This window comes from Brevibacterium album DSM 18261 (assembly GCF_000426445.1).
In the GTDB taxonomy this organism is placed as follows: domain Bacteria; phylum Actinomycetota; class Actinomycetes; order Actinomycetales; family Brevibacteriaceae; genus Brevibacterium; species Brevibacterium album.
On record NZ_AUFJ01000011.1, the window covers coordinates 296,006 to 316,383 of the forward strand.

A 20,378-nucleotide genomic window follows, 5' to 3' on the forward strand; every position below is an offset into this window, starting at 1 on the left:
AGACAGCAGAGGACACCATGACCGACCACACCCCCGGCGACCGCTTCGACGGCGCCGTCGCAGAGACGCTCGGCATCGCCCAGTCGCTCATCCGCTTCGACACCCAGAACTGGGGCGAGGGGAAGGCGAATCCCGAGCGCGAGGCGACGGAGTGGATCGCGGAGCAGCTGAGCGAGGTGGGCCTCGACTCCGTCATCCACGACTCGGAGCCCGGCCGGGCCAACCTCGTCGCCCGCATCCCCGGCACCGATCCGGAGGCCGGGGCGCTCGTGGTCCACGGCCACACGGACGTCGTCCCGGCCGATGCCTCGGAGTGGACCGTGGACCCGTTCGAAGGCGTCGTCCGCGACGGCCTGCTGTGGGGCCGCGGCGCGGTCGACATGAAGGACATGGACGCGATGATCATCGCGAGCGTCCGCGACATGCTCCGCCGCGGTCTGCGTCCGCGCCGCGACCTCATCATCGCGTTCTTCGCGGACGAGGAGGCCGGCAGCGTCTACGGCTCCCACTACATGGTCGACAACCACCCGGAGCTCTTCGCGGGCGCCACCGAGGCGATCAGCGAGGTGGGCGGCTACTCCACCGACATCCGCGGGCAGCGCGTCTACCTCATCCAGACCGCGGAGAAGGGCATCGCCTGGCTCCGCCTCATCGCCCACGGCACCGCCGGCCACGGTTCGATGGAGAACCGCGACAACCCGATCACCCGGCTCGCGGGCGCACTCGCCCGCATCGGCGCCCACGAATGGCCCGAGGCCATGCCCCAGTCCACCCGGGACCTGCTCGCGGGCGTCTCCGAGCTCACCGGCATCGAGTTCACCGCGGAGACGACGGGCGAGCTCATCGCCGAGCTCGGCTCGATCGCGAAGTTCGTGGGCCCGACCCTGCGCAACACCTCGAACCCCACCGTCATCCAGGGCGGGTACAAGCACAACGTCATCCCCTCGACGGCCCAGGCCCTCGTCGACTGCCGCGTGCTGCCCGGACAGTTCGAGGAGGTCATGCTCACGATCAAGGAGCTCGCGGGCGAGGGCATCGACGTCGAGACCGTCGTCACCGGCGACGCGCTCGAGGCCGAGTTCTCCGGCCGCCTCGTCGACACGATGCAGGCGTGCCTGCTCGGCGAGGACCCGAACGCGATCATCCTGCCGCACGCGATGAGCGGGGGCACGGACAACAAGGCGCTGTCGAAGCTGGACATCACCGGCTACGGCTTCGCCCCGCTGCGCCTCACCGGCGACCTCGACTTCGCCGCGATGTTCCACGGCCGCGACGAGCGCGTCCCGGTCGAGGCCCTCGAGTTCGGCACCCGCGTGCTCAGCCGCTTCCTGCTGGAGGCCTGAGGGAGGCCAGCACCACCCCGGCCAGCACGACGGCCATGCCGATGCCCGTGGCCGGCGTCACCGGCGGGCTGCCCGGGAACGTGAGGTCGAGGACGAGGGAGCCCGCGAGGTTTCCGAACAGCGAGGTGAGCGAGAGCAGCAGGACGCCCAGGCGCTGCACGGTCGTCGTGGTGACGCCGATGAACACCACCCCGATCGCCCCGCCCGCGAGCATCCACGCCTCCGCGGGCAGCTGCGGGAGGGCGGCCGGGGGAGCGCCGGCCGCCCAGGCGAGCCCCGAGCACACGAGGAGGAAGGCCCCGCCCACCGCGAAGTTCACGGTCGTCGCGGTCACCGCCGAGGCCGCTACCAGCTTCACGCGCCCGTTGAGCGCCTGCTGCACCGTGGTGAGCGCCCCCGAGGCGAAGGGCACGAAGGGCGCCCACACCGGGAAGGACTCCGCGCTCCCGCCCCAGCTCGCCGTGACGACCCCGGCCATCGCGATGAGGGTGCCGAGGACGCGGCCGGGCGTGGCCGGCGTCCGGCCGCCGGGCGGGAGCGCCGTCGAGTCCACGAGGAGGGCACCTGCCAGCTGCCCGCCCACGAAGGCCGTCGTGAAGACCGAGACCCCGATGAGCGGGACCGTGAATGCCTGCGCGATGACGACGCCCACCCCGCCCAGACCGCCGAGGAGCATCCACCAGCGGAGGCGGCCGCAGCGCAGCGCCGCGGCGAGCGAGCCGAACCCGCGCCGCGCGGCCGGGCCGAACGCGACGGCGACCGCCATGATGGCGAGTCCGCCCAGGAACGACAGGGTCGCCGCGTGGACGCCGGAGCCGACCACCCCGGCGAGCGTGCCGTTGGCCCGGGACTGGAAGGCCATGAGGAGGCCGGCCAGGGCCGTCGCGGCGGCGGCGAACAGGACGGTGGGATCAGTGCGCACCAGCGCAGGCTAGCACCGGCGCAGGTCGCCGACGCGTCCGGCTACAGTTGAGCGATGGAGATCATCCTCATCCGCCACGGCGAGTCCACCGCCAACACCGCCGGCGTCCTGGCCGGCCGCAGCGACGACGTGGCCCTCACGGAGCGGGGGCGGGAGCAGGTCGCCGAGGCCAGGGCGCTCGTCCCGGAGCTGCGCGAGCCGTCCGTGCCGGTCCTCACCTCGCCGATCGCCCGGTGCGTCTCCACCGCGCGGATCCTCGCCGATGACGACGGCCGGGCCGTGGTCCTCGAGGCGCTCGCCGAGGTCGACTACGGCGACTGGACCGGCCGCAGCATCGCGGACCTCCTGCGCGAGGAACTGTGGCGGACGGTCCGCAGCGTGCCCAGCCGCGCGCGGTTCCCGGGCGGGGAGTCCCTGTCCGAGGTGTACGTGCGCGCCCGCCTCGCGCTCGCGGCCGCACGTGTGCGAGCCGAGGAGGCCGGCGCCGGGGCCGTCGTGCTGGTCTCCCACGGCGATGTCATCAAACTCGCACTCGCCCATGCCCTCGGCGTCGAACTCGACCAGTTCCAGCGCATCGCGGTCGCGCCGGCCTCGGTCTCGCGGATCCTCCTCGCACCCGCACCCCGGGACGGGGGCGAGGCCGTCCACGGACCGCCCATGACCGTGACGATGCTGGGGGCCACGGCCGCCGGCCGCACCGCCCAGGGCTCGGTGCCCGGCGGCGGGCGGTAGGGGCTCCCGTCCGGGAGGCCCACCGCACCTCAGCCCGCGCTCAGCACCCCGGTGCCCAGGAGCACGTAGAGCACGAGGCCCAGGATCACGCGGTACCACACGAAGATCGCGAACGAGCGCGTTTGGACGTACTTGAGGAACGCGACGATGACGACGTAGCCGAGTGCGAAGCTCACGACGGTCGCGAGGATCGTCGGTCCCCAGCCGAGGACCATCTCCTCACCGGCGGCGACGTCCGTGAGGGACTTGTACACGCCGTACGCGCCCGAGGCCATGACCGCGGGGATCGCGAGCAGGAACGAGTACCGGGCGGCCTCGGGGCGGGTGAAGCCCATGAAGCGGCCGGCCATGATGGTGCCGCCGGAGCGCGAGACTCCGGGGATGAGCGCGAGCGCCTGCGCGAATCCGAAGCCCAGACCCTGTTTCCAGGTCATGCTCTCGAGCGTGAGCTCGCGCCGGCCCACACGGTCGGCGACGCCGATGACGAGGCCGAACACGATGAGCATCGTCGCCGTGATCCACAGGCTGCGCAGCACCGAGTCGATCTGGTCCTCGAACAGGAGGCCCAGCACGCCGATGGGGATCGAGCCGATGATGATGAGCCAGCCGAGGCGCACGTGCGGATTGCTCCGGTCCTCCCGGCCCACGAGCGAGCGGCACCATGCGCCGATCACCGTGACGATGTCGCGCCAGAAGTAGACGAGCACGGCGGCCTCGGTGCCGATCTGGATGATCGCGGTGAAGAACGCGCCCGGGTCCTGGCCCGGCAGCATGAGCTCCCCGGCGATGCGCACGTGCGCGGACGAGGAGATGGGCAGGAACTCGGTGAGCGCCTGGACGATGCCGAGCACGGCGGCGATGAGCCAGTCCATGGGAGGGCGGGATCCTTTCGCGGGAGGCGGGGGAGCGGGGTCAAGGGTACTACCCGCGTCCGGTAGCCTTCTGAAGCATGCGCCAGTATCAGATGGGCCGGACCGGTCTGCATGTGTCAGAACTCTCGCTCGGCACGTTCGAGTGGGGACGGAGGGTGGACGAGGCGACGGCGCAGGAGCTCCTCGACGCCTATGCCGCGGCCGGCGGCACCCTCGTCGAACTGCCCTCCTTCGATGCGCCCGCGGTCGACCTCCTCGGCCGGCTGCGGCTGCCCTCCGCGCTCGCGCTCGCGGCTCGGGTGGGCGTGGGCGCGCCGGACGGTCAGCCGCGCCGCTACCGCACGGGGAGGGTGGACCTCCTCGCGGACGTGCGCGCGCTCATGTCCCGCCTGGGGCGCGACCGCATCGAGGTGCTCGTCCTCGACGCCTTCGACCCCGGCGTCCCGCTCGAGGAGACGGCATCCGCGCTCGCGGTCCTCGCACAGCGCGGGGACGTGGGATACGTCATGGTCTCGCACCACACGGCGTGGCAGCTGGCCCTGCTCACGGCTTTCCCGGGCGTGCCGATCGCAGGCGCGGTCGCGGAGTACTCGCTGCTGCTCCGCGACGCCGAGGCCGATCTGCGCCCCGCGCTCGACCACATGGGACTGGGGCTCATCGCGGGCGCCGGTCTCGGCCGCGGAGTGCTCACGGGACAGTACCTTGCCCGGCTCCCGCGCGGGAGCCGGGCCGGCGGCGATCTCGCCGACTATGTGGGCGAGCTGCTCGACGACGACTCGACCGGGATCGTGCAGGGCGCCGTCAAGGCCGCGGCCGCCTTGGGCGTGAGCGCGGTCGACATCGCCCTGGCCTGGAACCGCGAAGCGGCGTGCGCGAGCACCCTGGTCTCCCCGCGGACGCGCGAGCAGCTCGACCAGCTCCTGGCCTCGGAGCTCACGCTCGCGCCGGAGATCCGGGACGTGCTCGCACAGATCTCCGATCCCCTGAGCTGAGGCTCAGCAGAGCCCTCGCCGAGGCTCAGTAGTCCTCGTCGGCGTCCTCGTCGTAGTCGTCATCATCGTCATCGGAGTCATCGTCCGAGTCGTCGTCCTCGGGCTCGTCGTCAGAGTCGTCCCGCTCGTCCTCGACATCGTCGAAGAGCTCGAAGGGGGTGACCTCCCCGTACTCGGTGTAGAGGGCGTCCTCGTACAGCTCGAAGGCGTCCGCGAGGGCCATGTAGGCGGCCTCGACGCGGGCATCGGCGTCCGAGGTGCGGTGGGCGGAGGCCGCGAAGTGCTCGCGGACGGCGGCGAGGAAGTCCTCGAGTGCGGTACTCGGATCGGTGCTCATGGCCCCAAGGATACTCGGTTCGTATAGCCTGTGTGCATGCCCGCTCACGTCTTCGATCACCAGGCTCCGGACCGCTTCGTCGCAGGCACCGTGGGCCTTCCCGGAGAGCGCACCTTCTTCCTCCAGGCGTCCTCGGCGGGGACCGTGCACAGCGTCATGCTGGAGAAGGAGCAGGTCGAGGTGCTGGCCGAGCGGATCGACGAGCTGCTCGACCTCGTGCGGGCACGGGCCGGGGCCGACCACGGCGTGCCCCCGCACCCGCTGCCGGAGCTCGAGGACAACGCGGGCCTCGTAACCCCGGTGGACCCCGAGTTCCGGGTGGGCACCATGAGCATGGGCTGGGACACGGAGCACCATCGCCTCCTGCTCGAGTGCTTCGAGCTCACGCGCGCGGACGCGGAGTCCGGCTCCAGCTCCGAACCCGGCGACGACGGCCAGGACCGCGCGGTGCTGCGCGTCATGCTGCCGGGCCCGCAGGCGCGCGAATTCGCCCGCCGCGCGCTGCAGGTGGTCTCCGCCGGCCGCGGCGAATGCCCCCTGTGCCACCAGCCCCTCGACGCCCAGGGCCACATCTGCCCCCGTCTCAACGGAGTGGCCCGCTGAGCAGCGTGGACCCGCCCGAGGCCACGGCCCTCGGACTGCTGCGCGCCGGCGCCGTGCGCGTCCTCGGCCGGATGCCCGGCGCGAGCAACGAGACCCTGCTGACGGTCGTCGAGGGAAGCAGCGCAGGCAGGCGCCTCGCCCTGCGGGCCGTGCTCAAGACCCGCTCCGGTGAGCGCGCGCTGCCCGACTTCCCGCCCGGCACGCTCTCGCACCGGGAGGTCGCGGCCTATGAGCTCTCCCGGCGGCTGGGCCTCGACGTCGTCCCGCCGACGGTCTGGCGGCCGGACCTCGACGGCTCGCTGCAGGCCTACGTCGAGACGGACCCCGAGTCCGATCCCGCCGTCGTGCTCTCCCCTCCCGGAGGGCTCCCGCGCACGCTCGCACCCGTGCTCCGGGCACAGCTGGAGAACGGCGCCGAGGTGGTGCTCGCGCACTCCCTGTCCCCGGCGGTGCGCCGGCTCGCCCTCTTCGACGTCCTCATCGACAACGCGGACCGCAAGGGCGGACACATCCTCACGGGGGCGTGGCTGTGCGGACCGGAGCTGCCCGCCGCGAGCCGCGTGTGGGGCATCGACAACGGGCTGTCCTTCAACACCGCGCCCACCCTGCGCACGGTTCTGTGGGGCTTCGCAGGCTCCGCCCTCACCGAGGAGGAGCGGGCGGCCGTCTCCGCTGCGGCGGCGCTCGCGGGAGGGGAGTCCGAGGCCGGGGGAGCTGAGCTCGCGGGGCACCTCTCGGCGCCGGAGCTCGCCTCGCTCCGCGCCCGTGCCGAGGCGCTCCTGCGGGCCGGGCACCTGCCCCTGCCGCCCGCGGACCGCCGCGCGGTGCCCTGGCCGCCTCTGTAGAGGCTGAGTCCGCTGTGACAATATCCGTGGAAGATGCCATGCTGGTCTGCGTGAAATCCTGGTCAGCCCCTGAGATCCCCAGCCTTCCCGCCCGCGGGAAGCGGCCCACCGTCTTCTGCTCCTCGCACCGCGGGCCGGCGGGAACGTGCAGCAAGAAGAAGGAAGCGCGCCTCTACGTCTGCGGGATCACCCCGTACGACGCCACCCATCTGGGGCATGCCGCCACCTATGTCGCATTCGACGTGCTGCAGCGGCTGTGGCTCGATGCCGGAATCGACGTCACATACGTCCAGAACATCACCGATGTCGACGATCCCCTCCTCGAGCGCGCCGCGGCCACGGGAGCGGACTGGCGCGAACTCGCGACGAGCCAGATCGACCTCTTCCGCTCGGACATGGAGCACCTCCGGGTCATCCCGCCGGCCAGCTACATCGGTGCGGTCGAGTCGATCCCGGAGATCGTCGAGGCCGTCACGGCCCTCGTCGACGCCGGTGCGACCTACACGCTCGAGAACGGCGACGTGTACTACCGCGTGCGGACCGCGGTGGAGCCGCCCTTCGGCTCCGTCTCCCACCTCACACGGGAGGAGATGCTCGAGCTCTTCGCCGAGCGCGGCGGCGATCCTAAGACCCCGGGGAAGGAAGACCCCCTCGACGCCCTGCTGTGGCGCGCGGCCCGCCCGGGAGAGCCTGAATGGGACGGCGGGCGGCTGGGCCCCGGGCGTCCCGGCTGGCACATCGAGTGCGCCGTCATCGCCCGGGCCCATGCCGGCCTGCCGCTCACGGTGCAGGGAGGCGGCTCGGACCTCGCCTTCCCCCACCACGAGATGGGCGCGGCGCATGCTGAGGCGCTCACCGGCGAGCCCTTCGCGGGCGCCTACATGCATGTGGGCATGGTGGGCTACGAGGGCGAGAAGATGTCGAAGTCGAAGGGCAATCTCGTCCTCGTCTCGCGGCTCGTCGCCGGGGGCGCCGATCCCATGGCCATCCGGGCCGTGATCCTCTCGCACCACTACCGCAGCGACTGGGAGTACGTCGACGGGCTGCTCGCCGATGCCACCGCCCGTCTCGAGTCATGGCGCGCGGCCGCGCGCGCGGGCACGGACAAGGACGAGGCCGAGGAGCTGGTCGCGGAACTCCGCGCCGTCCTCGCCGACGACATCGACACCCCGGCCGCACTCGACCTCCTCGACGACTGGGCCGATGAGGCCGATGACGGCGACTCCGATCCCGAGGGCACGGCCCTCGTCATCGACGCCGTGGACGCGCTCCTCGGCATCGACCTGCGCTGAGCCGACCTCCGCCGGGCCGGGACCGCGCTGAGCGGGAGCTACTGGTCCCGGCGGTGGAGGTAGCGCTCGAACTCCCGCGCGATCGCCTCGCCGCTGGCCTCGGGCAGGTCCGCGGCATCGGTCATCGACTCCAGCCGGCGGACGAAGTCGGCGAGGTCCTCATCGGCCTCGACGGCCGCCTCGGCCTCGGCCTCCCAGGCGCGTGCGCGCTCGACGAGATCGCCCTGTTCGAGCACGAGGCCCGTGAGCTCCTCGAACGCGGTCATGAGCGAGAGCTGCGCCTTGGGCGAGTGGCCGCCGGCGGCATAGCCGGGCACTGCCGCCCACAGCGACACCGCAGTCAGTCCGACCGCCGCGAGCTCGTGCTCGATGACCCCGAGGATGCCGGTCGGGCCCTCGTACTCGCTGCGGACGGCATCGGCGCCGGGCACCTCCTCGGGCCGCTCGCTCGTGACGGTGACCGGGATGGGCCGCGAGTGCACGGTGTCGGCCAGCAGCGCGCCCGCGAGCACGACGGCGTCCCCGGGCTCCGCGCGCTCGGCGACGAGGGCGGCGAAGCGCTGCCAGAGGAAGGCCGGCTCCTGCCCGATGATCACCTCGACGCGCAGGCCGGCGCCGGGCACCGTGCCTGTGCTGATCTCGGTGCGCGGCCAGTCGATCCGCGACTCACCGCCGGGCCCGCGCCTGAGCGAGGGGCGGTGCGTCTGGAAGTCGTAGAACTCCTCGCCGCCCAGCGTGCCGGTGAGGTCGAGGCCCATCTGGTCGATGATCGCCCGCACGAACGAGGAGGCGGCGTCCGCGGCGTCGTTCCATCCCTCGAAGGCGATGACGATGAGCTTCGATCCGGGCTGAGGCAGGTACTCCATGCCTCCCAGACTACGCTGGTGCCATGACTATGCTGCCCTTCCGGGGATCGCTGTGGGACATGGACGGGACCCTCGTGGACACCGAGCCCTACTGGATGCGTGCGGAGACGGAGCTCATGCGCGCGCACGGCCTTCACTGGGACGAGCAGCTCGGCGAGCTCATGGTGGGCAATCCGCTCCTCACGAGTGCGCAGATCCTCCGCGAGCACGGCCTCGACCTGCTGGCCGGGGAGATCGTCGACCGGCTGCTGGCCCGCGTCGTCGAGCAGGTGCGCGGCCACGTGCCCTTCCGGCCCGGGGCCCGCGAGCTGCTCGCCGAGCTGCGCGCGGCCGGGCTGCCCTGCGCGCTCGTGACGATGTCCTACCGCGTGCTCGCCGAGGCCGTGGTCGCGGCCTGCCCCGAGGGCACCTTCGCGGCCCTCGTCACGGGCGATGAGGTGGAGCACGGCAAGCCGCATCCCGAGCCCTACCTCGCGGGCGCGTCCGCCCTGGGCCTCGATCCCGCGGAGTGCCTCGCGTTCGAGGACTCGCTGCCCGGCCTCCGCTCGGCGCTCGCGGCCGGGACGCAGGCGGTCGCGATCCCGCACATCGTGGAGCTGCCGACGCTCCCCGGCGCGCGGTACCTGCCCTCCCTCGCCGGGGTGACGGTCGCCGAACTCGCCGCGCTCGGCGCGGACGCGCTCAGCGGCCCGCGATCGCGGTGATCTCCGGGGTCGGCGGGGGAGTGCCGCCCCAGGCGGGGCAGAGCGGCTTGAACTGGCACCACCCGCACAGGGGCGACTTCCGCGGCCGCCAGCGGTCGGTCTCCGCGGCACGCGCGATCTCCTCCCACAGCGCGAGGATCTCGTGCTCCGTCCGCTCCACGTCAGCGGCGGTGGGGCGCTTGGCGACCGTCGTGCGGCTGCCGAGGTAGAAGAGCTGGAGGGTGTGGACGAGCTCGCGCCGCGAGCGCCAGTGGACGAGGGCGTAGAAGCGCATCTGGAAGTCCGCCTCGCGCGCGTACTGCGGCTTGGGCTGCTTCCCGGTCTTGTAGTCGACCAGTCGCACCTGCCCGGCGGGCGCGATGTCGGTCCGGTCGACGAAGCCGCGCAGGCGCAGGCCGTCGTCGAGCTCGGCCTGCACGAACTGCTCGCGCGCGGCCGGCTCCACCTTCTCCGGCAGCTCGAGCGTGAAGTACCCCTCGAGCAGTCCGCGGGCCTGCTCCCGGAGGCGGTCCAGATCGGCCGCGGCGGGGAACAGCTCTGCGACGGTCTCCGGATCCTTCTCGCGGAGGGCCTCGAGCGCGGGGCCGATCCCGCTCACCGCCTGCTCGACGGTGCGCTCGGGCGCGGGCACGTCGAACAGGTGCTCGAGCACCGCGTGGACGAGCGTGCCCCGGAAGGCGGCCTCCGAGGGCGGCTCCGGCAGCCTGTCGATCGAGCGGAGGCGGAACTTCAGCGGGCACTGCACGAAGTCGTTGGCGCGGGAGGGGGAGAGGGCGAGCAGTTCGGCCATGCGCCAACCGTACCCGTAGGATGGCCTGCGTGCCCGAACAGACCAGCTCCACCCCAGCCCCTGCGGACGCCCCCGGCGCCTCGCGCGGCCTGCGTCTGGGCAGCGTCCTCGGTGCGCCCGTGCTGCTCGCCTGGTCGTGGTTCATCGCCGCCGGCGTCATCGCCGTCCTCATCAGCCCCTGGGTCGCGCGCGTGCGCCCGGACCTCGGCTGGATGTCCTGGGCGGTTGGGGTCCTCTTCTCCGTCGTCCTCTTCGGCTCCGTCTTCCTCCACGAGCTCGCCCACGGGGTGACCGGCCGCCTGTTCGGCTACCGCGTCGCGGCCATCGAGCTCAACGTGTGGGGCGGCTTCACCCGGTTCGAGCCGCGGACGGAGCCGGACTCCCCGCGCGCGGCCTGGGTGAGCTTCACGATCTCCGTCATCGGCCCCGTCGTGAATCTCGTCCTCGGCGGCCTGGGCTGGCTCGCGATGGACGCGGCCGTCCGGGGCTCGGTGCCGTGGCTGCTGCTGTTCGGCTTCACCTTCGCCAATCTCGTCCTCGGTGCGATCAACCTCCTCCCCGGCATCCCGCTCGACGGCGGCTGGGCGCTCCAGGCGGTGTTCTGGCGCGTGACCGGCAGTCCCTATGCAGGCACCATCGCCGCCGCTTGGTTCGGCCGGATCATCGCGGTGGGCTTCGTCGTGGGCAGCCTCCTCCTGCCGCTCGCGCAGGGACAGCGGCCGGACCTTATCACGGTGGGCTGGACGGCGGTCATCGCGACGATGGTGTGGTTCTCCGCCTCGGACGCGGCCAAGCACGCCACCCAGGCGCGCCGGGTCGAGACCTACGAGATGTCCCGGGTCATCCAGCCCGCCGTCGCGGCCTCCTGGGACGCCCCGCTCGCCACCGCGCTCGAGTACGCGGATCCGGGCACGGGGCGCAGGCCGCTCCTCGTCGTCCTCGACCGGCAGGGCCTGCCGTGCGGGCTCGTCGACCGCACGGCGGCCGGCCGGGCCACCGGCGCGGACCACCGGGTGCACGAGTTCATCCGCCCGCTGGGGCCGTGGATCGGCGCGCCCGCGGACATCACCGCACCCCATCTGCTCGAATCGCTCACCCATCGTCCCAAGGCCGCGTTCTGCCTCATCATGGAGGGCGAGACGCTCGTGGGCTTCATCGACCTCCAGGAGTTCTTCGACGAGCTGCTCGCCCACTAAGGTGGGGGGAATGAATGAGACTGCGATCGGCGCCGACCTGCGCCGCGGCGTGTTCCGGCCCGGCGACAAGGTGCAGCTGAGCGACCCGCGCGGCCGCCTGCACACCATCGTGCTGAGCCCCGGCGAGCAGTTCCACACGCACCGCGGCTGGATCGAGCACGATCACCTCCTGGGCTCGCCGGCCGGGGTGATCGTGGAGAGCACGAGCGGGGTCGAGTACCAGGCGATGCGCCCCAGCTACGAGGACTTCGTCCTGTCGATGCCGCGCGGCGCGGCCGTCGTCTACCCCAAGGACGCCGCCCTCATCACGACCCTCGGGGACGTGTTCCCCGGGGCCCGGGTGATCGAGGCCGGCGTGGGCTCGGGAGCCCTCACGATCGCGCTGCTGCGGGCCGTGGGCGACACCGGCTCCGTGCACTCCTTCGAGCGGCGCGAGGAGTTCGCGACGATCGCGGCCGGCAATGTCGCGGACTTCTTCGGCGGCGCGCATCCGGCCTGGGAGTGCACCGTCGGCGATCTCGTCGAGTCCCTGCCGCAGGCGGCCGCACCGGGCTCGGCGGACCGCGTGGTGCTCGACATGCTCGCGCCCTGGGAGTGCGTGCCCGCCGTCGCCGAGGCGCTGACCCCCGGCGGCACCCTCATCTGCTATGTCGCGACCGCCTCCCAGCTCTCGCGGACCGCCGAGGCCGTCCGCGCCTCGGGCCTGTTCGCCGAGCCGAGGGCGCTCGAGTCGATGGTGCGCGACTGGCATCTCGAGGGTCTCGCGGTGCGGCCCGAGCACCGGATGATCGGCCACACGGGCTTCCTCCTCTTCGCCCGCCGCATGGCGCCCGCCGTTCCGCCGCTCGAGCGCTCCCGCCGCCCGCAGGGCACCGCGCCCAGCGCGGAGGACCGGGAGGCGTGGTTCGGGCCGGAGATCACCGAGCACGCGATCGGCCAGCGCACGGCCACCCCCAAGAAGCTCCGCCGTCTCATACGGCAGACGGGAACGCGCGCGCGGATCGAGGCGGAGCAGTCTGGGGAGATCGCAGACCCCGCGGGAGGAGAGCAGGAATGACCCAGGAGACGGTCGACGAGGCGGCACGGCTGCGCCGCGAGAACTCGATGATGCGCCAGCAGCTCATGGCCGCCGGCAAGCGCAACGAGACGCTGACGAAGACCCTCCGTGGCGCCCGCGAGGAGCTCACCCGCATCAAGGCCGAGGTCGCCGCGCTCTCCGAGCCGCCCAACACCTTCGGCACCGTGCTCACGGCTGTCGCCGGCACCGGCGAGGCCCGGACGGTCGAGGTGCTGGCCTCCGGCCGGCGGATGCGGCTGGCGGTGGCCCCCGAGGTCTCCGACACCGCGCTCGTCCCGGGTGCCGAGGTGCGCCTCTCGGAGGGCCTCGTCGTCATCGCCGCCGCGGCCGGTCGCGGGGTGGGCGATGTCGCCCCGGTCCGCGAGCTCCTCCCCGACGGCGAGCGGGTGCTCGTGGGCGGACCCAACGACGAGGAGCTCGTCTACCGGCTGAGCGAGGGCCTGCGCGCGCACGGGGTCCGGGTGGGCGATGCCGTCCTCGTGGACCGCCGCACGCAGTTCGCCTCCGAGGTCGTGGACAAGCCCGAGGTCCAGACCCTCCTGCTCGAGGAGGTGCCCTCGATCTCCTATGCCGACATCGGCGGCCTGGCCCCGCAGATCGGGCAGATCAAGGACGCGGTGGAGATGCCCTTCGAGCATCCCGAGCTGTTCACCGAGCACGGCCTCAAGCCGCCCAAGGGGATCCTGCTCTACGGCCCCCCGGGGTGCGGCAAGACCCTCATCGCGAAGGCGGTTGCGCACTCGCTGTCCTCGCGGCGCAAGGACCCTCGCGCCAAGAGCTACTTCATCAACGTCAAGGGCCCCGAGCTGCTCGACAAGTACGTCGGCGAGACCGAGCGGCAGCTGCGCATCATCTTCTCGCGCGCCCGGGAGAAGGCGACCGCGGGCAGTCCCGTCGTCGTGTTCTTCGACGAGATGGAGTCGCTGTTCCGCACCCGCGGCACGGGCAAGTCCTCGGACGTGGAGACGACGATCGTGCCGCAGCTGCTCGCGGAGATCGACGGCGTGGAGAAGCTCGAGAACGTCATCGTCATCGGCGCCTCCAACCGGGAGGACCTCATCGACCCCGCGATCCTGCGGCCCGGCCGCCTCGATGTGAAGATCCGGATCGAGCGGCCGGACCCCGCGGGTGCCGTGGACATCTGCTCGAAGTACGTCACGGACGCCCTGCCGTTCCGCGCGGACCTGCGGGCCGAGGGGCTGCCGGCGCTCATCGCACGGATCGTGGACCGGATGTACGCGCGTACGGAGCGCAACGCCTTCGTGCGCGCCACGTACGCCGACGGCACGACCGAGACCCTCCACTTCGCCGATTTCGCCTCCGGCGCGATGATCAGCAACATCGTGGACCGGGCCAAGAAGCACGCGATCAAGGACTTCCTCGCGAGCGGCGTCAAGGGCCTGGCCTGGGAGCACTTCGATCTGGCCGTCGCGGAGGAGTTCGCCGAGCACGAGGACCTGCCGAACACCAGCAATCCGGACGAGTGGGCGCGCATCTCCGGGCGCAAGGGCGCCCGCATCGTCGAGCTCGAGACGCTGCAGGGGACCTGAGTCCGGCGAGGGCTCCGCCCTCCGCCCGGCTCAGCGCTTGGCGCGGCCGGACCGCGCGCGGCCCGCTGCGATGCTCGCGATGAGCCGCCAGCCCACGAGGGTGGCGAAGTTGAGTGCGGTGGCGACGACGAGGAACGGCTCGGCGACGCCGGAACCGGTGCAGAGGAAGCGGATGACCATGCCGAGGAGGACGGTGACCGCCCACACCCCGGTGCCGGTGGCGAGCGGGGACAGCGGCTGGTCCCAGACGCGGACGAGCAGCCAGGCCGCGACGAGGCTCAGCAGGAAGGGCCAGGCCGTCTGCAGCAGCCCGGCGGGGTCGAAGCTGCGATAGTGCTGGTAGTGGCCCACGACGACGAACGCCGCGACCAGCAGCGCGTCGACGACGAGGGCGAGGACGAGATGAGAGGGCTTAGTGGAGGTCACACGATGATTGTAGAGAGCACGCCCGTCACCGTACGCCGGGTCATGGGCACGGAATCGGAGTTCGGCATCAGCCAGCCGGGCCGGCCGCACGCCAATCCGATGCGCGATTCCGCGCGTGTCGTGGACGCCTATGCCGCACCGCTGGGGCTGAAGTCGGCCCAGGCCTTCTGGGACTTCGCCTCCGAGTCCCCGCTCGCGGATGCGCGCGGCTTCCTCATGAGCGAGGCGCACGCCGATCTCACCCAGCTCACGCACCTGCCCGAGATGCAGCCGGATGCGCAGTACCTCGCCAATGTCGTGCTGCCCAACGGCGCCCGCTACTACGTCGACCACGCGCACCCGGAGTACTCCTCGCCGGAGGTCATGACGCCGCGCGAGGCGATCGTGTGGGACCGCGCCGGCGACCGCATCGCGGAGGCGAGCGTGCGCGCGCTGTCAGGCACCCGCGAGCCGGTGAGCCTGTACAAGAACAACACGGATTCGAAGGGCGCCTCCTACGGCACGCACGAGAACTACATCGTCAGCCGTGAGACCGACTTCGACGACATCGCCGCGGGCCTGCTGCCGTTCTTCGCCACCCGCCAGGTGCTGTGCGGGGCCGGCCGGGTGGGGATCGGCCGCAGCGCGGAGGCCGCGGGCTATCAGATCTCCTCGCGCGCGGACTTCTTCGAGGAGCAGGTGGGCCTCGAGACGACGCTGCGCCGGCCCATCGTCAACACCCGCGATGAGCCGCACGCGGATGCGCACCGCTGGCGCCGGCTCCACGTCATCATCGGCGATGCGACGCTGGCCGAACCGGCCATGCTCGTGAAGATGGGCACGACCTCGCTCGTCCTCGGGCTCATCGAGTCCGGCCGCTGCCCCCGCCTCGAACTCGCCGACCCCGTCGCAGCGCTGCAGACCGTCAGCCACGACCTCACGCTCTCGGCGCGGCTGCCGCTGGCCGACGGCGGCAGCCTCACCGCGCTCGAGATCCAGCGTCTCTACCTCGACGCCGCGCGCGAGGCCGCGGGGGAGTCCCCGGACGCGGACACCGCCGAGGTGCTCGCTGAGTGGGAGCGCTTCCTCACGGGCCTCGAGACGGATCCCATGAGCCTCGCCGCCGACATCGACTGGGTCGCGAAGCTCGCCCTCCTCGAGGGCTTCCGCGCCCGGGGGCTCGACTGGGACGATCCGAAGCTGCACCTCATCGACGTCCAGTACTCGGATGTGCGGCGGGAGAAGGGGCTCTTCCACAAGCTCGAGTCCGCCGGCCGCATCCGCCGGCTCACGAGCGATGCGGAGGTCGACGCCGCCGTGGAGCGCGCCCCGGAGTCGACTCGCGCACATGTGCGCGGGGGCGCCGCCCGCCGCTTCCCCACGCAGGTCGCGGCGGCCTCGTGGGACTCGGTCGTGCTCGAGCGGGGCGACGGGCGCCTCGTGCGCATCCCCCTGCGCAGCCCGCACGTGCTCACGCGAGAGGCGGTGGGCGACATCGTGGACGCAGCCGCGACGGCGGACGAGTTCGCGGACCGCCTCGCGGAGCTGGCCGGGCGGGGCGACTAGACTTGAACAGCGCATGAGCCAGAACCGACCGGCGGCACGACCCGTCGGCGAGGACGAATCACGAGGTGGATGATGAGCGGCAGCGGACAGACCAGCAAGGACCGGAGCGAGCGCCCCGACCTGCCCGAGGACGAGGGGCCGCTCGCGCCGCAGGCGCAGACCCAGGTGGAGACGAGCGCGGTCGACTCGATCCTCGACGACATCGACGCCGTCCTCGAGTCCAATGCGGAGGAGTTCGTGCGCAACTTCGTCCAGAAGGGCGGACAGTGAGCGGATTCGAACCCGCTTTCCTCTCCGCGACCTCCTCCTCGTTCTTCGACCTGGTCTCCGGCCTCCGCCCGGACGCCCTGCCGACCCCGGGGCACGCGGGCGCCGGCGTGCCAGAGGGCACCACGGTGCTCGCACTCACGACCGCCGAGGGCGTGCTCATGGCCGGTGACCGGCGTGCGACCGCCGGGCATCAGATCGCCCACCGCCGCATCGAGAAGGTGCACCGGGCAGACGCGGAGTCGGTCATAGGGATCGCGGGCACGGCCGGGCTCTCGCTCGAACTCATCCGCCTGTTCCAGCTCGAGCTCGAGCACTACGAGAAGATCGAGGGCACTCCGCTCTCGCTCGAGGGCAAGGCCAACCGCCTCGCCGCGATGCTGAGGACCAATCTGGGCCTCGCGCTGCAGGGACTCGCCGTCGTGCCACTGTTCGCGGGGGCCGAGCTCGCCGGGGCGGACAGTCCGGGCGCGGAGCCCACGGCACGCGCCCCGCGGGGCAGGATCTTCAGCTTCGACGTCACCGGGGGCAAGTACGAGGAGGTCAGCTGGCACGCGATCGGCTCGGGCTCGGGTCCTGCGCGCTCGGCGCTCAAGCGCCTGTGGGCCCCCGCGCTGGAGACCGAGGCCGCCGCGATCGCCGCGCTCGAGGCCCTCGCCGATGCGGCCGAGGACGATGCCGGGACGGGAGGGGCCGATCTCGTGCACGGCATCGCCCCCGTGATCCGGACGGTGGGCCCCGAGGGGGAGCGGCGCCTCGACGAGGCGTACGTGCTCGACCTCGCCGCCGCCGTCGTCGAGCGCCGCAGGGCCGGTGCCGCGAACAGGGGGGAGGCCGCGCGATGACCGTCCCGTTCTACGTCTCGCCCGAGCAGCTCATGAAGGACCGCGCGGACTTCGCCCGCAAGGGCATCGCCCGCGGGCGCTCCGTCCTCGTGCTCGGCTGCGCGGACGGCATCCTGCTGCTCGCGGAGAACGCCTCCCCGAGCCTCAACAAGCTCGCGGAGATCTACGACCGGATCGGCTTCGCCGCGGTCGGCAAGTACAACGAGTTCGAGGGCCTGCGCCAGGCCGGAGTGCGGTATGCGGACCTGCGCGGATACTCCTATGAACGCTCGGACGTCACCGCCCGGGGGCTCGCGAACGCCTATGCGCAGACGCTCGCCGGCGTGTTCACGAATGCGCAGAAGCCCTATGAGGTCGAGCTCGTCGTCGCGGAGCTCGGCACGGCACCGGCGGCCGACCGCCTCTTCCGGGTCTCCTATGACGGCTCGATCGCCGACGAGCGCTCGCACGTGGCCCTCGGCGGCGGGGCCGAGGCGATCACCGCGCGCCTCGACGCGGGCCCCGGGGACCTCGCCGGCCTCGGCCTGCGCGAGGCGCTCGCGGCCGGACGGGAGGCGATGGGGCTCACGGCGGACTCCGCGCACCTCGAGGCCGCGCTGCTGGACCGCACCCGGCTGGGCGCGAGCGCCGCGCAGAGCCGCCGCACGTTCCGGAGACTCACGGAGGAGGAGCTCGCATGAAGAGGATCTTCGGACTCGAGACCGAGTACGGGATCGCCTACACCGCAGGCCGGGAGCGGCGCCTGGGGCCGGAGGAGGTGGCCCGGTACCTGTTCCGGCCGGTCGTGGAGTGGGGGCGCTCGTCCAATGTGTTCCTGCCCAACGGCTCCCGCCTCTACCTCGACGTGGGCTCGCATCCCGAGTACGCGACGGCCGAATGCGATGCGCTCCCGGACCTCATCGCGCAGGATGCGGCGGGCAACCGGATACTGGCCGACCTCCTCTCGCGCGCGCAGACCGCGCTCGAGGCCGACGGCCACGACGGCACCGCCCACCTCGTGAAGAACAACACCGATTCCGCGGGCAACTCCTACGGGAGCCACGAGAACTTCCTCATCCGCCGTTCGATGGACTTCTCCCGGCTCGCCACGACGCTCCTGCCCTTCCTCGTGACCCGGCAGCTCATCGCCGGCGCCGGCGCGCTCATCCCCGCCTCGCCCACGCTCACAGCGCCCTCCCCGAACGCCGCGCCCGGCACGCAGGCCTCGCAGCGCACGGCTCCGACCGGGCCGGGCGGGACGGTCTTCGGCCTCTCCGCGCGCTCCGATGTGATGTGGGAGGGCGTGTCCTCGGCGACCACCCGCTCGCGGCCCATCATCAATGCCCGGGACGAACCCCATGCGGACGCGGAGCAGTACCGCCGGCTGCACGTGATCGTGGGCGACTCCTCGATGCTGCAGCCCACCACGGAGCTCAAGGTGGGCACGGCAGGGCTCGTCCTCGACCTCATCGAGACCGGCGTGCCGGTCCGGGACCTCAGCCTGCGCCATCCCATCCGCGACATCCGCCTCATCGCCCGCGACCTCACGGGCTCCACGGAGCTCGAGGGCGCGGACGGGGGCGCCCGGACCGCGCTGCAGCTGCAGGGCGTCTACCTCGAGCACGCCGCGGCCCTCGTGCAGCGCGGCGACCACTCGCTCGGCGACGATGCGACGGCCGCCCGGGTGATCGACCGGTGGTCGCGCATGCTCGCAGCGCTCGAGAGCGGCGATCCCTCCGTCATGGCCGAGGAGATCGACTGGGTCGCGAAGAAGGCGCTCATGGACCGCTACCTCGAGCGCAGCGGGGCGGACTTCTCCGATCCCCGGCTGGCCCGCCTCGACGTCGCCTTCCACGACATCACCCCCGGCGCGGGCCTGCTGTCCTCGCTCGAGGCCGCGGGCCGGGTCCGGACGGTCGCAGGCCGGGACGCGATCGCCCGGGCGGAGGAGACGCCCCCGGAGAGCACCCGCGCCCGCCTGCGCGGGCGCTTCGTCGCCGCCGCGCACGCCGCGCGCCGCGATTTCACCGTCGACTGGGTCCACCTGCGGGTCAACGACCACGCCCACCGGGCAGTGGTGCTCAAGGACCCGTTCGCACCGGAGAACGAGCGCGCCGAGGCCCTCATCGCGGCACTCGCCGCTGAGGCCGATCCCCAGGCGGCTGTGAGACCCTGAGCACCGTGAGAAGCCAATTCCCATCGCACCACCGTCAGAAGGGACCATCTGTGAGAAAGACCGTGCTCAGCGCCGCTGTGACCGCGGTGCTCGTCCTCTCCGCGTGCAGCGCGGACGAGGCCGAGCCGGCCCAGTCGCCCGCGGCCGAGGAGGTCGAGGCGCAGTCCACGGCGCTCGACGACGTCACCGTGAGCGGTGAGGCCGGCAGCGAACCGGAGGTCGAGTTCGAGGCCCCGCTCGTCATCGAGGAGCCCGATTCCACCGTGGTCTCCGAGGGCGAGGGCGAGACCGTCGAGGAGGGGGTGCAGGTGACCGCCCATATGACGCTCGTCTCCGGCGCCTCGGGAGAGGTCATCGAGTCCTCGTACGAGAGCGAGGCCCCCTCGGGCTTCCCCACGGACACCGCGCAGATCAACCAGGGCCTGTTCGACGCCGTCGTGGGCCAGCGGGTGGGCTCGCGCGTGCTGCTCGCCCTCAACGGGCCCGCGCAGTCGGGCTCCCAACCGGAGACGCTGCTCTACGTCGTCGACATCGAGGGGGTCGAGGACATCCCCGAGCCGCTGGAGCGGGCCGAGGGCCAGGAGCAGGAGCTGCCGGAGGGCTTCCCCGCCGTCACCCGCGGCGAGAACGGCGCACCGGCACTCGAGCAGCCCAGCGGCGAACCGCCGGCCGAGCTCGAGACGGCCTACACGATCGAGGGCACGGGCCCCGAGGTCGAGGAGGGGCAGAACGTCACCGTCCACTACACGGGCTGGCTGTGGGACGACGCCTCCGAGCCCTTCGACTCCTCCTGGGAGCGCGGCGAGCCCTATCCCGTGCAGAACGTGGGGCAGGCGCCCGTCATCGACGCCTGGAACGAGGGCCTCGTGGGCCAGAAGGTGGGCTCGCAGATCGTCCTCGTCGTGCCCCCGGACAAGGGGTACGGGGCGCAGGGCCAGGGAGAGATCCCCGGCGACGCCACCCTCGTCTTCGTCATCGACATCCTCGCCGCCGTCGGCTGACGCCGCGGCGCAGCCCT

General features: G+C 72.4%; 22 protein-coding genes. 16 read left to right on the forward strand and 6 right to left on the reverse strand.

What is annotated here, in order from left to right; genetic code table 11:
• The first annotated feature begins 17 nt into the window (after positions 1-17).
• A complete protein-coding gene (locus K318_RS0108720; protein WP_029089215.1) occupies positions 18-1,343 on the forward strand; it encodes a M20/M25/M40 family metallo-hydrolase in 1,326 nt (441 codons plus the stop codon).
• Here the strand turns inward: K318_RS0108720 and K318_RS0108725 are convergent.
• The gene (locus K318_RS0108725) at positions 1,318-2,265 is read right to left on the reverse strand and encodes a DMT family transporter (protein ID WP_245579822.1); all 948 of its coding nucleotides are present in this window, start codon (positions 2,263-2,265) and stop codon (positions 1,318-1,320) included. The genes K318_RS0108720 and K318_RS0108725 overlap by 26 nt on opposite strands.
• 54 nt (positions 2,266-2,319) lie before the next feature.
• Between K318_RS0108725 and K318_RS20460 the strand changes: the two genes are divergently transcribed.
• Positions 2,320-2,997 carry a histidine phosphatase family protein gene (locus tag K318_RS20460; RefSeq protein ID WP_051297730.1) on the forward strand — a complete coding sequence of 226 codons (678 nt, stop codon included), beginning with the start codon at positions 2,320-2,322 and terminating at the stop codon, positions 2,995-2,997.
• A gap of 29 nt (positions 2,998-3,026) precedes the next feature.
• Here K318_RS20460 and K318_RS0108735 read toward each other — a convergent pair whose 3' ends face one another.
• On the reverse strand, positions 3,027-3,869 hold the full coding sequence (locus tag K318_RS0108735) for an undecaprenyl-diphosphate phosphatase (RefSeq protein WP_029089217.1): 843 nt from the start codon (positions 3,867-3,869) through the stop codon (positions 3,027-3,029).
• Positions 3,870-3,946: 77 nt separating this feature from the next.
• Here K318_RS0108735 and K318_RS0108740 point away from each other — a divergent pair, with 77 nt between their 5' ends.
• Positions 3,947-4,861 (forward strand): aldo/keto reductase, encoded by a 915-nt coding sequence (locus K318_RS0108740; RefSeq protein ID WP_029089218.1) that lies wholly within the window; start codon positions 3,947-3,949, stop codon positions 4,859-4,861.
• Positions 4,862-4,886: 25 nt separating this feature from the next.
• On the opposite strand, the gene K318_RS0108745 is transcribed toward K318_RS0108740, so the two are convergent.
• The gene (locus K318_RS0108745; protein WP_029089219.1) at positions 4,887-5,198 is read right to left on the reverse strand and encodes a hypothetical protein; all 312 of its coding nucleotides are present in this window, start codon (positions 5,196-5,198) and stop codon (positions 4,887-4,889) included.
• A 36-nt stretch (positions 5,199-5,234) separates the two neighbouring features.
• On the opposite strand from K318_RS0108745, the gene K318_RS0108750 reads away from it, so the two are divergent.
• Genes K318_RS0108750 through mshC form a run of 3 tightly spaced genes read left to right on the forward strand, consistent with a single transcriptional unit; the run spans position 5,235 to position 7,938 of the window.
• Positions 5,235-5,801 carry a DUF3090 domain-containing protein gene (locus K318_RS0108750; protein WP_029089220.1) on the forward strand — a complete coding sequence of 189 codons (567 nt, stop codon included), beginning with the start codon at positions 5,235-5,237 and terminating at the stop codon, positions 5,799-5,801.
• 5 nt (positions 5,802-5,806) lie between these two features.
• Positions 5,807-6,646: an SCO1664 family protein gene (locus K318_RS0108755; RefSeq protein WP_051297731.1), complete on the forward strand. Its 840-nt coding sequence runs from the start codon at positions 5,807-5,809 to the stop codon at positions 6,644-6,646.
• A gap of 50 nt (positions 6,647-6,696) precedes the next feature.
• Positions 6,697-7,938, forward strand: coding sequence for a cysteine--1-D-myo-inosityl 2-amino-2-deoxy-alpha-D-glucopyranoside ligase (gene mshC / locus K318_RS0108760; RefSeq protein ID WP_029089222.1), 1,242 nt, complete (start codon positions 6,697-6,699; stop codon positions 7,936-7,938).
• A 38-nt stretch (positions 7,939-7,976) separates the two neighbouring features.
• Here the strand turns inward: mshC and K318_RS0108765 are convergent, their stop codons facing one another.
• Positions 7,977-8,804 (reverse strand): PAC2 family protein, encoded by an 828-nt coding sequence (locus K318_RS0108765; RefSeq protein WP_029089223.1) that lies wholly within the window; start codon positions 8,802-8,804, stop codon positions 7,977-7,979.
• Positions 8,805-8,827: 23 nt separating this feature from the next.
• Here K318_RS0108765 and K318_RS20465 point away from each other — a divergent pair, with 23 nt between their 5' ends.
• Positions 8,828-9,508 carry an HAD family hydrolase gene (locus K318_RS20465; protein WP_035281161.1) on the forward strand — a complete coding sequence of 227 codons (681 nt, stop codon included), beginning with the start codon at positions 8,828-8,830 and terminating at the stop codon, positions 9,506-9,508.
• Here K318_RS20465 and K318_RS0108775 read toward each other — a convergent pair.
• A complete protein-coding gene (locus tag K318_RS0108775) occupies positions 9,486-10,298 on the reverse strand; it encodes a RecB family exonuclease (protein ID WP_029089224.1) in 813 nt (270 codons plus the stop codon). The genes K318_RS20465 and K318_RS0108775 overlap by 23 nt on opposite strands.
• Before the next feature lie 20 nt (positions 10,299-10,318).
• Here K318_RS0108775 and K318_RS20470 point away from each other — a divergent pair, with 20 nt between their 5' ends.
• Genes K318_RS20470 through arc form a run of 3 tightly spaced genes read left to right on the forward strand, consistent with a single transcriptional unit; the run spans position 10,319 to position 14,122 of the window.
• Positions 10,319-11,494, forward strand: a complete 1,176-nt coding sequence (locus tag K318_RS20470; protein ID WP_051297732.1) for a site-2 protease family protein — start codon at positions 10,319-10,321, stop codon at positions 11,492-11,494.
• A 10-nt stretch (positions 11,495-11,504) separates the two neighbouring features.
• Entirely contained in the window at positions 11,505-12,551 is a 1,047-nt protein-coding gene (locus K318_RS0108785) for a tRNA (adenine-N1)-methyltransferase (RefSeq protein ID WP_029089226.1), read from the forward strand.
• Entirely contained in the window at positions 12,548-14,122 is a 1,575-nt protein-coding gene (gene arc, locus K318_RS20475; protein ID WP_035281163.1) for a proteasome ATPase, read from the forward strand. The genes K318_RS0108785 and arc overlap by 4 nt, the downstream gene beginning before the upstream one ends.
• Positions 14,123-14,152: 30 nt before the next feature.
• Here arc and K318_RS0108795 read toward each other — a convergent pair whose 3' ends face one another.
• Complete coding sequence (locus K318_RS0108795; protein ID WP_029089227.1) at positions 14,153-14,548, reverse strand: DUF3054 domain-containing protein; 396 nt, start codon at positions 14,546-14,548, stop codon at positions 14,153-14,155.
• A gap of 3 nt (positions 14,549-14,551) precedes the next feature.
• Between K318_RS0108795 and dop the strand changes: the two genes are divergently transcribed.
• The 6 genes from dop to K318_RS0108825 all read left to right on the forward strand — a co-directional run bounded on the left by dop (position 14,552) and on the right by K318_RS0108825 (position 20,361).
• Positions 14,552-16,093, forward strand: a complete 1,542-nt coding sequence (gene dop / locus K318_RS0108800; protein ID WP_245579823.1) for a depupylase/deamidase Dop — start codon at positions 14,552-14,554, stop codon at positions 16,091-16,093.
• Between the two features lie 72 nt (positions 16,094-16,165).
• Entirely contained in the window at positions 16,166-16,363 is a 198-nt protein-coding gene (locus K318_RS0108805) for a ubiquitin-like protein Pup (RefSeq protein ID WP_029089229.1), read from the forward strand.
• Entirely contained in the window at positions 16,360-17,205 is an 846-nt protein-coding gene (prcB, locus tag K318_RS0108810) for a proteasome subunit beta (protein ID WP_029089230.1), read from the forward strand. The genes K318_RS0108805 and prcB overlap by 4 nt, the downstream gene beginning before the upstream one ends.
• Positions 17,202-17,885, forward strand: coding sequence for a proteasome subunit alpha (gene prcA / locus K318_RS0108815; RefSeq protein ID WP_029089231.1), 684 nt, complete (start codon positions 17,202-17,204; stop codon positions 17,883-17,885). The genes prcB and prcA overlap by 4 nt, the downstream gene beginning before the upstream one ends.
• On the forward strand, positions 17,882-19,360 hold the full coding sequence (pafA, locus tag K318_RS0108820) for a Pup--protein ligase (RefSeq protein WP_029089232.1): 1,479 nt from the start codon (positions 17,882-17,884) through the stop codon (positions 19,358-19,360). The genes prcA and pafA overlap by 4 nt, the downstream gene beginning before the upstream one ends.
• A 50-nt stretch (positions 19,361-19,410) precedes the next feature.
• Entirely contained in the window at positions 19,411-20,361 is a 951-nt protein-coding gene (locus tag K318_RS0108825; RefSeq protein ID WP_029089233.1) for an FKBP-type peptidyl-prolyl cis-trans isomerase, read from the forward strand.
• Positions 20,362-20,378 lie beyond the last annotated feature (17 nt).